Annotated in this window: 16 protein-coding genes; 6 read left to right on the top strand and 10 right to left on the bottom strand. The window is 67.5% G+C overall.

What is annotated here, in order from left to right; all coding sequences use genetic code 11:
* Window positions 1-5 precede the first annotated feature (5 nt).
* The 5 genes from KAY22_RS05070 to KAY22_RS05050 form a co-directional block, all read right to left on the bottom strand.
* Window positions 6-572 carry a DUF924 family protein gene (locus KAY22_RS05070; RefSeq protein WP_296620738.1) on the bottom strand — a complete coding sequence of 189 codons (567 nt, stop codon included), beginning with the start codon at window positions 570-572 and terminating at the stop codon, window positions 6-8.
* Complete coding sequence (locus KAY22_RS05065; RefSeq protein ID WP_296620736.1) at window positions 569-1,402, bottom strand: patatin-like phospholipase family protein; 834 nt, start codon at window positions 1,400-1,402, stop codon at window positions 569-571. Before KAY22_RS05065 ends, KAY22_RS05070 begins: the two co-directional genes overlap by 4 nt.
* A 19-nt stretch (window positions 1,403-1,421) precedes the next feature.
* Window positions 1,422-2,852 carry a metalloprotease TldD gene (tldD, locus tag KAY22_RS05060; protein WP_296620733.1) on the bottom strand — a complete coding sequence of 477 codons (1,431 nt, stop codon included), beginning with the start codon at window positions 2,850-2,852 and terminating at the stop codon, window positions 1,422-1,424.
* 89 nt (window positions 2,853-2,941) lie between these two features.
* Complete coding sequence (locus tag KAY22_RS05055; protein WP_296620730.1) at window positions 2,942-3,145, bottom strand: zinc-finger domain-containing protein; 204 nt, start codon at window positions 3,143-3,145, stop codon at window positions 2,942-2,944.
* A 61-nt stretch (window positions 3,146-3,206) separates the two neighbouring features.
* Window positions 3,207-3,524: a hypothetical protein gene (locus KAY22_RS05050; RefSeq protein ID WP_296620727.1), complete on the bottom strand. Its 318-nt coding sequence runs from the start codon at window positions 3,522-3,524 to the stop codon at window positions 3,207-3,209.
* 34 nt (window positions 3,525-3,558) lie between these two features.
* On the opposite strand from KAY22_RS05050, the gene KAY22_RS05045 reads away from it, so the two are divergent.
* The 4 genes from KAY22_RS05045 (at window position 3,559) to nadB (ending at window position 7,706) form a co-directional block, all read left to right on the top strand.
* Window positions 3,559-3,933, top strand: coding sequence for a reverse transcriptase-like protein (locus KAY22_RS05045; protein WP_296620725.1), 375 nt, complete (start codon window positions 3,559-3,561; stop codon window positions 3,931-3,933).
* A 139-nt stretch (window positions 3,934-4,072) separates the two neighbouring features.
* Window positions 4,073-4,975, top strand: coding sequence for an SPOR domain-containing protein (locus KAY22_RS05040; RefSeq protein ID WP_296620723.1), 903 nt, complete (start codon window positions 4,073-4,075; stop codon window positions 4,973-4,975).
* Window positions 4,976-5,194: 219 nt separating this feature from the next.
* Complete coding sequence (locus tag KAY22_RS05035) at window positions 5,195-6,118, top strand: ABC transporter ATP-binding protein (protein ID WP_296620721.1); 924 nt, start codon at window positions 5,195-5,197, stop codon at window positions 6,116-6,118.
* Window positions 6,111-7,706: an L-aspartate oxidase gene (nadB, locus tag KAY22_RS05030; protein ID WP_296620719.1), complete on the top strand. Its 1,596-nt coding sequence runs from the start codon at window positions 6,111-6,113 to the stop codon at window positions 7,704-7,706. The genes KAY22_RS05035 and nadB overlap by 8 nt, the downstream gene beginning before the upstream one ends.
* Window positions 7,707-7,716: 10 nt before the next feature.
* Here the strand turns inward: nadB and KAY22_RS05025 are convergent, their stop codons facing one another.
* Complete coding sequence (locus KAY22_RS05025) at window positions 7,717-8,241, bottom strand: DUF177 domain-containing protein (protein ID WP_296620715.1); 525 nt, start codon at window positions 8,239-8,241, stop codon at window positions 7,717-7,719.
* On the bottom strand, window positions 8,238-8,762 hold the full coding sequence (locus KAY22_RS05020; protein WP_296620713.1) for a ubiquinol-cytochrome C chaperone family protein: 525 nt from the start codon (window positions 8,760-8,762) through the stop codon (window positions 8,238-8,240). Before KAY22_RS05020 ends, KAY22_RS05025 begins: the two co-directional genes overlap by 4 nt.
* A gap of 153 nt (window positions 8,763-8,915) precedes the next feature.
* Between KAY22_RS05020 and KAY22_RS05015 the strand changes: the two genes are divergently transcribed.
* Both KAY22_RS05015 and KAY22_RS05010 read left to right on the top strand, forming a co-directional pair.
* On the top strand, window positions 8,916-9,398 hold the full coding sequence (locus KAY22_RS05015; RefSeq protein WP_296620708.1) for an outer membrane protein assembly factor BamE: 483 nt from the start codon (window positions 8,916-8,918) through the stop codon (window positions 9,396-9,398).
* 143 nt (window positions 9,399-9,541) lie between these two features.
* Window positions 9,542-10,117: a hypothetical protein gene (locus tag KAY22_RS05010; RefSeq protein WP_296620706.1), complete on the top strand. Its 576-nt coding sequence runs from the start codon at window positions 9,542-9,544 to the stop codon at window positions 10,115-10,117.
* A 192-nt stretch (window positions 10,118-10,309) separates the two neighbouring features.
* On the opposite strand, the gene KAY22_RS05005 is transcribed toward KAY22_RS05010, so the two are convergent.
* The 3 genes from KAY22_RS05005 to KAY22_RS04995 form a co-directional block, all read right to left on the bottom strand.
* Complete coding sequence (locus tag KAY22_RS05005; RefSeq protein WP_296620704.1) at window positions 10,310-11,320, bottom strand: NAD(P)H-dependent glycerol-3-phosphate dehydrogenase; 1,011 nt, start codon at window positions 11,318-11,320, stop codon at window positions 10,310-10,312.
* The gene (gene tsaD, locus KAY22_RS05000; protein WP_296620702.1) at window positions 11,317-12,351 is read right to left on the bottom strand and encodes a tRNA (adenosine(37)-N6)-threonylcarbamoyltransferase complex transferase subunit TsaD; all 1,035 of its coding nucleotides are present in this window, start codon (window positions 12,349-12,351) and stop codon (window positions 11,317-11,319) included. Before tsaD ends, KAY22_RS05005 begins: the two co-directional genes overlap by 4 nt.
* 61 nt (window positions 12,352-12,412) lie before the next feature.
* Window positions 12,413-13,342 (bottom strand): formylglycine-generating enzyme family protein, encoded by a 930-nt coding sequence (locus tag KAY22_RS04995; RefSeq protein ID WP_296620700.1) that lies wholly within the window; start codon window positions 13,340-13,342, stop codon window positions 12,413-12,415.
* Window positions 13,343-13,533 lie beyond the last annotated feature (191 nt).

The following is a 13,533-nucleotide window of genomic DNA, read 5'->3' as shown; positions in this document are numbered from 1 at the left end:
CCGACCTACCAGTCTCTGCTCATTTCGATGGCACTTTCCTCACCCGCCCGGTTAGCGCGGCCCAGCGCCGCATTGCGCGCAGGGAAACGGCCATAGCGCTCTACGATATCGTGGTGCTTGTGGGCGAAATCGAGCGAGTTCGCATTGCCGAGCGCGGTGAAGAGCGCGACCGAACGGTTCTGATCCTCGATCGCCTCGCTATGCATGAAGGGCATGTAGAGGAAGCTGCGCTCATCGGGGGTCAGCGCATCATCGAGGCTGCGGTCGACCGCCAGCTTCGCGATGGCAAGCGCCAGCGGATCGGTCGAGAAGGCGTCGGCATGTCCGCGGAACATGTTGCGTGAGAATTGATCGAACAGGATGATCGCGGCGAGCGCTTCTCGTGGTGAGCCGAGGAAGCTCTCGGGCGTTCGGCTGCGCCAGCTCTCCCAAGCGTCGCGGAAGCGTTCGATGATGGCGGCATCGGTATCCACAGAGCGCTGCCACCAGCGATCCGGACCTATCTCGCGGAACCAGAAATCCAGGATCTCCGAGGTCAGCGCCGCATCGTCCCGCTCGGCCTTGTCGTTCACGCGCGGCTCTCCTTCCATGACGAACGGTCGACCAGCGCGCGGATCGCATCCAGTTCCGCCTCGACCGTCCGCCGGCCGATGGCGATCAGCTCATTGGCGCGGGTGAAGTCGTGAATCTCGACATGGCCCACCGGCAGGGTGAGCGCATGATCGGGCGGATCGAGGGCCAGCGAGTGGCGGGCGAGTTCGGCCATCAGCAACATCGTCGAGGCACGAACGACCGCCATCGACGGATGGTTGCGTGCGGGACGAGCACGGATTGCAGTCGCGACCCGCCGGCCATGATAATCGCCCTGCAGATTGACCGAGACGATCGGCAGATCGGGCGCGATCTTGCGCGCCGCCGCCACAGGCACCGGCATCACGACCCCGCCATCGACGAGGAACTTGCCTTCATATTGGACGGGACGGAACAGGCCGGGGATGGCGATCGACGCCATGATCGCCGGCGTCACCGGGCCGCGCTCGATGATCAGCGGCTCGCCCGCGACCAGATCGCAAGCCACCACGGCCGAAGGGATAAGCAGTTCCTGGAACTGCAGCCGCCCGAGATGCATCTCCAGTTCGCGCAATATGCCACGCCCGCCCAGCATCGCCCCGGGCCGGAAATGAATGTCGAGATAGGACAGCACACGCAGCCAGTTGGTCGAGCGCGCGATCCGTTCGAGCGGGTCGAGACGCCCGGCCGCATAGCAGACCGCCGCCAGCGCGCCGATCGAGGTACCCGCTATCGCGCGGATCGGGATGCGGTGATCCTGCAGCGCGCGGAGGACGCCGATATGCGCCCAGCCGAGCGCGGCGCCTCCGCCCAGTGCCAGCGCGATGCCCATGGCCGCGCCTCTCGGTCCGTCAGGCCGCCGTGCCGCCGACGGTTAGCCCCGAGATCATGACCGTCGGCTGACCGACGCCGGCGGGGACCGACTGGCCGCCCTTGCCGCAGATGCCGACACCTTCGTCGAGCGCCATGTCGTTGCCGATCGCGGTGACCTTGGTCAGGACCGACGGACCGTCGCCGATGAGCGTCGCGCCCTTGATCGGCACGGTCAGCTTGCCATTCTCGATCTTGTACGCCTCGGTGCAGGAAAAGACGAACTTGCCGCTGGTGATGTCGACCTGCCCGCCGCCGAAGCTCTTCGCATAGATGCCGTTGCCGGCGCGCGCGATGATCTCCTGCGGATCGTCCTGCCCGCCATACATGAAGGTGTTGGTCATGCGCGGCATCGGCGCATGGGCATAGCTTTCGCGACGTCCATTGCCGGTCGGCGCGACGCCCATCAGCCGCGCGTTGAGACGGTCGTGGATATAGCCCTTGAGGATGCCGTCCTCGATCAGGACGTTGCACTGGGTCGGCGTGCCCTCGTCGTCGATCGTCAGCGATCCGCGGCGGTCGGCGATCGAGCCATCGTCGACCACGGTCACGCCGGGTGCCGCGACGCGCTCGCCGATCCGGCCGGAGAAGGCCGAGGTGCCCTTGCGGTTGAAATCGCCTTCGAGGCCATGGCCGATCGCTTCGTGCAGCAGCACGCCCGGCCAGCCGGGACCGCAGACGACGGTCATCTCGCCGGCAGGCGCGGCCACCGCATCGAGGTTGACGATCGCCTGCGACAGCGCCTCGTCGATCGCGCGGTTCCAGGTCGCCGGTTCGAACAGGCGATCATAGAGATAGCGCCCGCCGAGCCCAAAGAAGCCATTCTCGCGACGGCCATTCTGCTCGACCACGATCGACACGTTGAGGCGGACCAGCGGGCGGACGTCGAAGGCGGTGAAGCCGTCGGGGCGCACGATCTCGACCACGCTCCACGATCCCGATAGACCGACCGAGACCTGCTGCACGCGCGGATCGCGGGCGCGGGCGGCGGCGTCGATCTGCTGGCAGAGCTCGACCTTGCGGGCGAAGGGGATCAGGCCCAGCGGATCGTCGGCGGTGTAGAGGCCGGTGTTGGTGCGGCGCGGCGGCGGGGCCGGCGCGGCGGTCGACGGATCGAGCAGGGTCATCGTCTCACCCGCGCGCAGGATCGCGGCCTCGCTCAGTTCATTGGCATGGGCGAAGGCGGTGGTCTCGCCCGAAACGCCGCGCAGGCCGAAGCCCGCCTGGGTATTGTAGTCGGCGGTCTTGAGCCGGCCGTCGTCGAAGCCGAAACTCTCCGACGTCAGATATTGAAGGTAGAGTTCCCCGTCGTCGCAGCCCTTGAGCGTCTGCGCGGTGAGCCGCAGCGCGGCATCGGGATCGAGCGCGTCGCGATAGAGGAAATGGCGGGGGTCTGCGGGAAGGATCGTCATGCGCTCGATATAGGCGCTCCGACGCGAAGCCCAATAGCGATTATTGGGAAGCGTCCGTCAGCGGTCCGGGACGGGGCCCGGATCGGCGATCAATGATGGCCGCGGCCGGCAGCTTCGAGCACGAAGCGGCGATCGCAATAGCCGCAATCGGCATAGCCGATATCGGTATCGATCTCGATGAACACGCGCGGGTGGCCGAGCGCCGCTCCGCCCGGAATGTCGCTGGCGCCGTCGCAGGCGACGCGCGTCTTGGTGACGGAGACGATTTCGGGATTCGGCGCCGGGATGCTCATGCGGGCCGATTAGCAAGCGTCGCGGCAGCGCGCAACGCGAAGAAATGCGTTCAGCGTCGCGTCAGTAGCGAAAGCGGCTATTCTCGAACGAGACGGCGATCTGGCCGGTTTCGCCGACAGGGGCGACCGCCGTGCCGAACACGCCGCGCGCTCCACCGGTGCCGACGAACATGCCGACCTCGCCATGAGCCCTGCCCGCTATGCCATTGACGGGCAGTTCGCCGATGGGGCGCGGCTTGCGCGCAGCCGCGTCGAGCAGCTTCTCCTTCTCGGCCGGGCTCAGCGAGACGACCGTCTCCTCGGCCTGCGCGGCAGCGCCCGCCAGCAATAAAGCGGTCAGCGCGAGGGCATGGCGGAGGGAGGCGCGATATGCTGTCATGATGCTGCGATGAACCCTGCCATGTGAAGCCCCTATGAACAAGCCGACCAACCTCTATTTCGACGGCGGCTGCCGCCCCAACCCCGGTGCCATGGAGACCGCCACCGTGTTGCGCGGCGTGGCGGAAATCCGCACCCAATTGGGCCAGGGCGACAATGAGGACGCCGAATGGTCGGCGGTACTCCATGCGCTCGACCGCGCGCAGGCGGCGGGGCTGTCGGATATCGTTCTGCTGGGGGACTCCCTCTCCGTCATCCGGCAGGCGACGGACAAGCAGATGACCCGCCGTCCCTGGCTGGCCCGCTTCCGCGCCGAGGCGGCAGCGTTCGACCGCGTCCGCCTCCGCCATGTCGGGCGCAAGCAGAATCTGGCCGGCATTGCGCTGGAAGCCATGCGGCGCGGCTATTGAAGAACTCGGCCCGGCCCGCGCCGGACTCGCACCGGCGCAACTCCGCCTGACATTGCCCCGCCCCGCGCGCAGGGTCGGACCGGAACAGGGTCGGGATGAAAGCGGAATGGCGATGAAGGGGTGTGCGGGGAAGGCTCTGGTGACAGCGACATGTGCGGTCCTGCTTCTGGCCGGGTGCGGCCGGAAGCCGGTGAAGACGGCTCCCACGCCGCCGCCGGCAGCGGATCAGCCGCGCCCGCTGCCCCCATCGGGTGCGCCAGAGGGGCTTCGCCTTCCCGAGAGCGACGGTCGTGGCGGCTATCGCACCGTCAATTCGGATATCTCGGTCACCGAGACGCTGTGGCATCTGCGCTCGGCCTTGAACGTCGCCGCGTTGAGCTGCGACCGGTCCGGCAAGACAGGCATTACCACGAATTACAATGCCCTGCTGGGACGACAGCGCAAACAGCTGGCCGCCGCCTACAAAGCCGAGGCATCCCGCTTCGGCAGCGCCTCGGCGACCGATGCCCATGTCACCCAGGTCTATAATTTCTTCGCCCAGCCTCCTGCCCAACCAGCCTTCTGTGCTGCCGCCAAGGGCGTAGCCGCCGAAATGGCCGCACTGGCTCCCGAAACGCTCGACACCGCCGCGCCTGCCGCTCTCGCCCGGCTCATCCAGCCCTTCACCGATTTCTATCGGGCCTATGCCGACTACCGGCTGGCCCTCGCCGACTGGGAGAAAACGGGCCGGAGTGGCAACGCCAAACCAGTGGCGCGCATGGCCTCGCTCTCTACCGCCGTCACATCATCAGCCGGACCGCCCTGGCGGATCCAGCTCGGCGCCTATTCGGGCGACCGCGCCGCCCGCGACGCCTGGGCGCGCATCCGCCAGCGCATGACCGCCGCCAACGACTTCACGCCGGATTATGAAGCCGTCCCCGCAAGCCCGCTGGTCCGCATCCGCATCGGGCCGATCACCGACCGGAACCAGGCGATCGCCCTGTGTGCGGCAGCGGCGGGCGCGGGGCTCGATTGCCTGCCGGTGGCGCCTGGCAAGGGGTGAGGGCGTCGCCTCAGGCCGCCTCCCCTCCCCGTGCCGGGGAGGAATTATTTTGCGCATCCAGATCCTCCCCGGCACGGGGAGGGGGACCGTCCGCAGGACGGTGGAGGGGAATGCGGTGCGATCGGAGGCGGAAGCAACGTCCTCTTCACCAAGGCCAATCGTCCCCCGCCCCTTCGTCTCCCTTTGCACCGAGGGCCGGCAGCCGCTATCTCCCCCGCCATGAACGAAGCGGCGATCAGCATCCGGGGCCTGTCGAAAATCTACAAGGGCGGCAAGCAGGCCCTGTTCGACGTCGACCTCGACATCCCCCGTGGCCAGATCTTCGGCTTGCTCGGGCCCAATGGCGCCGGCAAGTCGACCACGATCAACATCCTCGCCGGGCTGGTCAATAAGAGCGCGGGGCAGGTGTCGATCTGGGGGTTCGACATCGATGCGGACCCGCGCAACGCCAAGGCGTCGATCGGCATCGTGCCGCAGGAGATCGTGTTCGATCCCTTCTTCACCCCGCGCGAGACGCTGGAGAACACCGCCGGCTTCTACGGCATTCCCAAGGCGAAGCGGCAGACCGATGCACTGCTCCGTGCGGTGCATCTGCACGACAAGGCCGACGCCTATGCCCGTTCGCTGTCGGGCGGCATGAAGCGCCGGCTGCTCGTCGCCAAGGCGATGGTGCATTCGCCGCCGGTGCTGGTGCTCGACGAGCCGACCGCCGGAGTCGACGTAGAGCTGCGCCAGCAGCTGTGGGAATATGTGCGCGAGCTCAACGCCGGAGGCGTGACGGTCGTGCTGACGACGCACTATCTCGAGGAAGCCGAGGAGCTCTGCGACCGGATCGCAATCATAAACCATGGCAAGGTGATCGCGAACGAGCCGACCCGCGAGTTGGTCGGCAAGGCGCAGGAAAAAGCGGTGTCGGTGACGGTCGATCGCGATCTGGACGCGCCCCCGGAGGCGGTCTGTTTCGAGAAGGTCGAGCTGAAGAACAGCCGTACGCTGGTGATCACCTATTCCAAGGACAAGGTGAATGCCGGCGAGGTGCTGGCCGCCGTCCAGCGCGACGGGCTCGGCATCGTCGACGTGTCGACGCAGGAGGCCGATCTGGAGGATGTGTTCCTCGCCCTGACGCGCGCAGCCAATGGCTGAACATCAGTTCGACGTCATCGTCATCGGTTCGGGTGCTGCGGGCCTTACCGCAGCGCTCAACCTGGCCGATCATCACCGTGTCGGCGTGCTCGCCAAGGCGGGGATTTCCGACGGCTCGACCGCCTGGGCGCAGGGCGGCATCGCGGCCGTGCTGGAGCAGGGCGACACATTCGAATCGCATGTCGAGGACACGATCGTCGCGGGTGCGGGGCTCAATAACCGCGAGACGGTCGAGTTCGTGGTCGAAAATGCACCGCTCGCGATCGAGAAGCTCGCAGCGCTGGGCGTCCCCTTCAACCCGGCGGAGCAGGGCCAGGAGGATCGCTGGCACCTGACCCGCGAGGGCGGGCACAGCCACCGCCGCATCGTCCACGTCAACGACGCCACCGGCCATGCCGTGCAGGTCGCGCTTGAGAAGGCTGCCGCCGCGCACCCCAACATCACGCTGTTCCCCGATCGCGCAGCGATCGATCTGATCACCAGTCGCCACGGCGAACGCTATTCGGGCGACGGCCATGTGTGGGGGGTCTATGCGCTCGACCGCAAGACCGGCGCGATCGAGAGTTTCACCGGCCGCGCCACCGTGCTGGCCTCGGGCGGCGCCAGCCGCGCCTATCTATTCTCCACCTCCCCGCGCGGGGCAACCGGGGACGGCATCGCCATGGCGTGGCGCGCGGGCTGTCGCGTGTCGAACATGGAATTCATGCAGTTCCACCCGACCTGCCTGTACAATCTCGAGGTCAAGAATTTCCTCATCACCGAGGCGATGCGCGGTGAAGGCGGGCAGCTCAAGCTGCCGACCAATGGCCGCCGCTTCATGCCGCGCTTCGATCGCCGCGCCGAACTCGCCCCGCGTGACATCGTCGCCCGCGCGATCGACCATGAGATCAAGCGGCTCGGCCTCGACTATGTCCATCTCGACATCAGTCACAAGCCGGCCGAGTTCATCACCGGGCATTTCCCGACGATCCACGCCAAGCTGCTGGGCCTTGGCATCGACATCACGCGCGACCCGATTCCGATCGTGCCCGCCGCGCACTATACCTGCGGCGGCGTGCTGGTGGATCTCGATGGCCGCACCGACCTGCCCGGTCTCTATGCCGCGGGCGAGGTGACCCAGTCGGGGCTGCACGGCGCCAACCGCCTCGCCTCCAACTCGCTGCTCGAATGCTTCGTATTCGGCGATGCCGCTGCGGAGCATATCAAGGCGCATTTCGACGAAATGCCCGCCCCCCCGGCGATCCGCCCCTGGGACGAAAGCCGTGTCACGGACTCCGACGAAGAGGTTATCGTCCAGCACAACTGGCGCGAGATCCGCCGTTTCATGTGGGACTATGTCGGCATCGTCCGTACCACCAAGCGGCTCGAACGCGCCCAGCACCGCGTCGCTCTGTTGCGGCAGGAAGTCGCCGAATATTACGGCAATTTCCGCGTCACGCCCGACCTGATCGAGCTGCGCAATCTGGTCGACGTCGCCGACCTGATCGTGCGTTCGGCGCTCCACCGCAAGGAAAGCCGGGGCCTGCATTACACGCTCGACTATCCCGACATGCTCGAAGAGGCGAAGGACACGATCCTCGTGCCCTGAGGAGCGTTGCTCAGCCCAATTTGTCCTTGAGCGCCTTCAGTGCCGCAAAGGGGCCGCTGACGACCTCGTCCTCCGACAACACGCCCGCTTCACGCAGGACCGCGTCGGCACCTTCACTACGGGGGAAGGGATCGAGGCTGAGCATCATGGTCTCGGCCACCGCCTCGCCCAGGTCGATGCTGCCGCCGGCATAGTCGACCACGTCGCAATCCTCGGCGTCGAGTTCGATCTCCTCCTCGCCCCCGTCGCCCTCCGGCACGAAACGCAGCGTGAAGGCTTCGTCGACGGTCGAGGGCACCGGCTCGCCCGTCGCGACGCAGGCCTGGGCGACCACGGCCCTGATTCGCCCTTCCGCAAAGACCCGCTCGCCTTCGCGGCGCAGCGTCGCCGTCGCCGACAAGGCGTCCAGCGAAACCAGACCGAAACGCTCGACCAGCGCCGCGCGCTCTGCCGGCTCGGCCGCGATCTCCACGGCGCGGTCGCCATCGCCCAGCGTGTCGATCCGGAAGGGGCGGCTGAACTCGACCGCGCTCATGCCGGAATGCCCCGCGCGACCAGTTCATCCCAGCCAGTCGACTCCATCCGCGCATGGAGCGCGCGCAGCGCTTCGGCGGCCTCTGCCGGCTTAGCCTCCGGTCCCGGCTCGCCGCGCCACAGGTTGCGGACCAGCGCTTCGGTCAGCGTTTCGCGGTCGGCAATGCCCTCCCGATAGGCAAGCAGCCGGCCGCCCATGGCCGAGACCATCTTGCCCAGATGCTTGCCGACGATCACATCGCCGATACCGAGCTGGCGGACCTGGCCCTCCATATCCTCGATGAACAATTCGGTGAGCAGCGCCGAGATCTCCCCCGCCTTGTCGCCCTCGCGCTCGGCGCGAAGCAGCAGCAGCGCGAAGGTCGCCGTGACCATGTCGAACCGGCCATCCAGCGTATCGGGCACACCATAGTCTGCATACCAGACCGGGCGGCGCGCCTCGGCGACGGCGGAACTGTACAGGGGGATCAGCGCCTCGCGCGGATCGGGGCCGATACCAAAGAGGGATTTCAAAAAGCGCACGTCATGTCCTCGCGACCGTTCACCGGCCATAAAGCGGCGTCTCTATACCGCGTAACGCCATCTTGCCACTGGGCAGGTCCAGCGCATATTGAGGCGGCTGGTTCGCGCCGCAAGGGCGCCGCGCCGCGAATGTCGAGTATCGAGGAGAATCGAATGCCCCGGACCCTGTTGCGATCGGCGGCCATCGCCGGAACGATCGCCATACTGGGCCTGACGGCCGGCTGCTCGCGCATCCGCGACCATAAGGGCTATGTTGTCGATTCGACCCTGATCAACACCGTTGCCCCGGGCGTCGACAACCGCGAATCGGTCGAGCGCACGCTGGGCCGGCCGAGCTTCGCGGGTCAGTTCGACAAGAACCGTACTTGGTATTATGTCGCCCGCGACACAAAGCAGGTCGGCTATCGCACCCCGAAGCCGGTCTCGCAGCTGGTCCTGGCGGTGCATTTCGACGACAAGGGCAATGTCGTCTCGGTCGACCGTACCGGTCTGGAAAAGGTCACGCCCGTCTCGCTCTACGCCGACAAGACCCCGACCTTGGGCAGCAAGCGCGGCTTCTTCCGCGAACTGTTCGGCAATATCGGCCGCGTCGGCAGCGTCGGCCCGGCCGGCGGCACGGCCGACAACCCGAACTGAGCCTGGGCAGAGGGGCGCCGCTCTCCTGTAATCTTCGTTCCGCCATCCCCTCCACCGTCCTGCGGACGGTTCCCCTCCCCGTGCCGGGGTGGAACTCAGGTGTCGCGCGCAGGTAGTTCCTCCCCGGCACGGGGAGGGGGACCATGCAGAGCATGGCGGAGGGGAAGGCGGTACCTCGAACCAGTGAACAACAGGCCTGTGTCCCCATGAAACATTCAGCGTCGATACTGCTTGCCGGAGTTCTGACCTGCGCTGCACCAAGCCATGCAGCGGGCATCGCCTTCGACTGCGACGTTCCAGCCGATCGCTTTTCCTCCGTTTCACAGCCGGTCAGCGGCCCGATGAAGATCGAGGGATCGGTCGCCGTCGTTCAGCCGAGAGCAGGCGCCAATCTTCCTGTCGCCGGCGCGACCTTGGCAAGCGCCGATGGCAAGGACAGCGTCGGGTTCCAACTGGTCATGGCGTCGCCACGCGCCAAGGATTTCGACGTCGTCCTGAATCTGAAGCGAAACGGACGCCTCGAGCGCGGCAGCGTGACGCGAGCCGACACTGGCGCGCCGCTGCCCTTCAGCCTCGTTCTCGGCCACGAGGGGAATGTTACGCTGACAATCGCTGGAAAGAGCTTCAGCACCGAGTTCATGACACTACCCGAGGGCAAGGCGATGGCCTTCTGCTCGACCGGCCAGTTTCGTTTTTCGGATCTCATATTCGGTTCTTGAGAACTGCGGGGCGGTTCGGGCCCGGGCACCGCCGTCGTGAAAAGCGATCGTTCCACCGTTCCGCCCTTCCCCTCCACCGTCCTGCGGACGGTCCCCCTCCCCGTGCCGGGGAGGATTTAGTAGAAGGCTCAAGATCCTCCCCGGCACGGGGAGGGGGACCATGCGGAGCATGGTGGAGGGGAAGGCGGCGCCTTACGCCCCTTCCTGCTTGAGCGGGCGCGCCAGCAATTCGCTCACCACCTCCGCCACGGTCGCCTTGCCGGCGAGCAGCGCGCAGACCGCGTCGACGATCGGCATGTCGACGCCCGCCTCGCGCGCGGCCTCGGCCAGGACGGGTGCGGTCGCCGCGCCCTCCGCGACGGTGCGGCGGTCAGACAGGAGCTCGCCGGCCGAGCGGCCTTCGCCAAGCCCCTTGCCGAGCGAGAAGTTGCGCGAGCTGGTCGAGGAGCAGGTCAGCACCAGGTCGCCAAGCCCCGACAGGCCCGCCAGCGTCTCCGCCCGCGCACCCCGCGCCAGGCCGAACCGGGTCATTTCGGCGAAACCCCGGCTGATCAACGCCGCGCGCGCATTCTGCCCCAGCCCGGCGCCCTCAACGACGCCGCAGGCGATCGCGAGGACGTTCTTCACCGCGCCGCCGATCTCCGCGCCGATCACGTCCTGCGAGAGATAGGGGCGGAAACCGGGGCGGCGTAGTCGTTCGGCCAGCGCGCGGCCGACGCCTTCATCCTCGCAGGCGAGCGTGATTGCGGTCGGCTTCCCGCCCGCCACCTCATGCGCGAAGGTCGGGCCGGACAGCACGGCGATCGGCGAGTCCGGCGCGACCGCTGCTGCGACCTCGGACATCAGCTGGCGCGATCCGGCCTCCATGCCCTTGGCACACAGGACCAGCGGCTTGCCGGCACAGGGCAGGTCGGCCAGCACCGAACGGACGAACTGCGCGGGGACGACGACGACAAGTGCGTCGCACCCGGCCAGGTCCGCAAGCGCGCCGGTCGCGCGGATCGAGGGGCTGAGCGACAGCCCTGGCAGGAACAGCGGATTGGCATGGTCAGCGTTGACGGCCGCCACCACCTCGGGCTCGCGTGCCCAGAGCAGGACATCGGACCCGTCGCTGGCGATCACCTGTGCCATGGCGGTGCCCCAGGCGCCGCCGCCGATTACGCCCAGCCGGTCCACTTTCGGCGCGTTCACGCTCATCGTCATGCCTTCACCCCGGCGCCGCGCGCCTTTTCCGCCGTTGGATCGAGCGGCCACCGCGCCCGTGCGGGCACCTCCATGTCGTCGAGCAGTCCGGCGGCAAAGCGCTCGGCCCCGGCCCAGGCGATCATCGCGCCATTGTCCGTGCACAGCCAGAGCGGCGGTGCGGCGAAGCGCAGACCCGAGCGCTCGGCCAGATCGGCCAGCGCCGCGCGGATCGTCTGGTTTGCCGCGACGCCCCCCGCGACGACCAGCGCGGTCGCGCCATCGGCCGCATCGAGCGCGATGCGGGTCCGGTCGACCAGGCAGTCGACCACCGCCTGCTGAAAGGACGCCGCGATGTCCTCGGGCTTGTGGATGCCAGCATCGCGGGCCCGCAGCACAGCGCTCTTCAGTCCGGCGAAGGAGAAATGCGGTTCGCCGCTGCCGACCAGCGGGCGCGGCAGCGGCACTGCGCGCGGATCGCCCGAAAGCGCCGCGCGCTCGACGGCAGGACCGCCGGGAAATCCTAGGCCGAGCAGCTTGGCGGTCTTGTCGAAGGCCTCTCCGGCGGCATCGTCGATCGTGGTCGCGAGGCGCCGGTAGCGGCCGACACCCTCGACGAAGAGCAGCTGGCAATGGCCTCCGGATACCAGCAGAAGCAGATAGGGATAGGCGAGTGACGGATCGGCCAGACGCGGCGAGAGGGCATGGCCCTCGAGATGGTTGACGGCGATCAGGGGCTTGCCCGCCGCATGGGCGAGCGCCTTGCCAGTCATCAGCCCGACCATGACGCCGCCGATCAGGCCAGGCCCTGCCGTCGCCGCGATCGCATCGACGTCCGCGAGGGTCAGGCCCGCATCGGCCAGCGCGCCTTCGACCAGCGGCACCGCCATCTCGACATGCGCACGCGCCGCCAGTTCGGGCACGACCCCGCCAAAGGGGCGGTGCGCGTCCTCCTGCCCGGCCAGGCGGTGCGACAGCACCGTGCCGTCGCTGGTCACCAGCGCCGCGGCCGTCTCGTCGCAGCTCGATTCGATACCGAGGATGATCGCCATGCGGGGCCTGTAGAGCGAATTGCCCGCAGAAGGAAATATCGCGGTGGTCGGGCCGGCCCGGTCAGTCGCCGTGGGCCGGACGCATCACGCAACGAAAGCCGATATGGCTGGTCGAGCTGTCGACCGCCTGCGCATGTCGCGCCGCCGGCCGATAGCGCTGGCAGTAGCTTGGCGCGCAGAGATGCGAGCCACCCTTGAGGACCTTGCGGCCTATGCGCACGCCCGGGGTTGCCGGGTCGTGGCTGTCACGCTCCCTGCCCCCACGCGGATTGGCAGGAATGCAGCAGGCGCCCTTGAACGGCTTGCGATGGCGCTGCGGGAGTGCCCACCAGTCCGCCGTCCATTCCCAGACATTGCCGATCAGATCATGCAATCCGTAAGCGTTCGCGGGATAATATCCGACGGGGGATGTGCGCTCCCAGCCGTCGAGCAGGTCGTTCGCATAAGGAAATGCTCCCTGCCAGTAATTGGCCAGCATCGCGCCGCCGGGGGCGAGTTCATCGCCCCAGGCATAGTCGCAGCCGTCGAGACCGCCTCGAGCCGCGAACTCCCATTCGGCCTCGGTCGGCAAGGCCTTACCCGCCCAGCGCGCATAGGCCTCCGCGTCGGCATAGGCGATGTGCACGACGGGATGGTCCCACAGCTCCGACAGATCGCTTTCGGGGCCCGATGGATGACGCCAGTCCGCACCGAAGCGGAAGGACCACCAGCGGCTGTAGTCGCCCAGGTCCACCGGCCCGTCGGTCCGCGTGAAGACGAGCGAGCCCGGCATGGCCATTTCCGGCGGCATGCCGGGATAGTCGCCGGGATCGGGTGCGATCTCGGCTAGCGTGACATGGCCCGTTGCCTCGACGAAAGCCGCGAAGTCGCGGTTCGTGACCGGCATGACATCTATCCAGAAGGGATCGACCCGAACCTGCCGGACCGGCCGCTCTTCCGGATAGAAGCGGTCCGATCCCATGCGGAAGGTGCCGCCGGGGACGAAGCGCATGCCCGCCGGATCGTCTGTCGCAAGGTGAACCGGACCGTCGGACAGGGGCAGCCCTTTCAGAACAGCTTGACCAAGACGCTGCGCAACGTGCCGGAGAAGCGACTGGCGGTCACGTCATAATCCTCGCTCACCGAGGTGATCCCGTCCTGCCCGACGTCGAGGCCTTCGGTGTGCGACATCCAGCCCTGCAC

Origin of the sequence: Rhizorhabdus sp. (assembly GCF_018006725.1) — a bacterium.
Taxonomy (GTDB): Bacteria; Pseudomonadota; Alphaproteobacteria; order Sphingomonadales; family Sphingomonadaceae; genus Rhizorhabdus.
The sequence above is the reverse complement of the archived record's forward strand: the minus strand, read 5'-3'. Positions and strand labels throughout refer to the sequence as shown.

Bases quoted from the DNA above. Each gene is read 5' to 3' on its own strand.
- KAY22_RS05065 (WP_296620736.1), bottom strand. From the start codon at position 1,402: ATGGGCATCGCGCTGGCACTGGGCGGAGGCGCCGCGCTCGGCTGGGCG.
- tldD (WP_296620733.1), bottom strand. From the start codon at position 2,852: ATGACGATCCTTCCCGCAGACCCCCGCCATTTCCTCTATCGCGACGCG.
- KAY22_RS05055 (WP_296620730.1), bottom strand. From the start codon at position 3,145: ATGAGCATCCCGGCGCCGAATCCCGAAATCGTCTCCGTCACCAAGACG.
- KAY22_RS05050 (WP_296620727.1), bottom strand. From the start codon at position 3,524: ATGACAGCATATCGCGCCTCCCTCCGCCATGCCCTCGCGCTGACCGCT.
- KAY22_RS05045 (WP_296620725.1), top strand. From the start codon at position 3,559: ATGAACAAGCCGACCAACCTCTATTTCGACGGCGGCTGCCGCCCCAAC.
- KAY22_RS05035 (WP_296620721.1), top strand. From the start codon at position 5,195: ATGAACGAAGCGGCGATCAGCATCCGGGGCCTGTCGAAAATCTACAAG.
- nadB (WP_296620719.1), top strand. From the start codon at position 6,111: ATGGCTGAACATCAGTTCGACGTCATCGTCATCGGTTCGGGTGCTGCG.
- KAY22_RS05025 (WP_296620715.1), bottom strand. From the start codon at position 8,241: ATGAGCGCGGTCGAGTTCAGCCGCCCCTTCCGGATCGACACGCTGGGC.
- KAY22_RS05015 (WP_296620708.1), top strand. From the start codon at position 8,916: ATGCCCCGGACCCTGTTGCGATCGGCGGCCATCGCCGGAACGATCGCC.
- KAY22_RS05010 (WP_296620706.1), top strand. From the start codon at position 9,542: ATGCAGAGCATGGCGGAGGGGAAGGCGGTACCTCGAACCAGTGAACAA.
- KAY22_RS05005 (WP_296620704.1), bottom strand. From the start codon at position 11,320: ATGACGATGAGCGTGAACGCGCCGAAAGTGGACCGGCTGGGCGTAATC.
- tsaD (WP_296620702.1), bottom strand. From the start codon at position 12,351: ATGGCGATCATCCTCGGTATCGAATCGAGCTGCGACGAGACGGCCGCG.
- KAY22_RS04995 (WP_296620700.1), bottom strand. From the start codon at position 13,342: ATGCGCTTCGTCCCCGGCGGCACCTTCCGCATGGGATCGGACCGCTTC.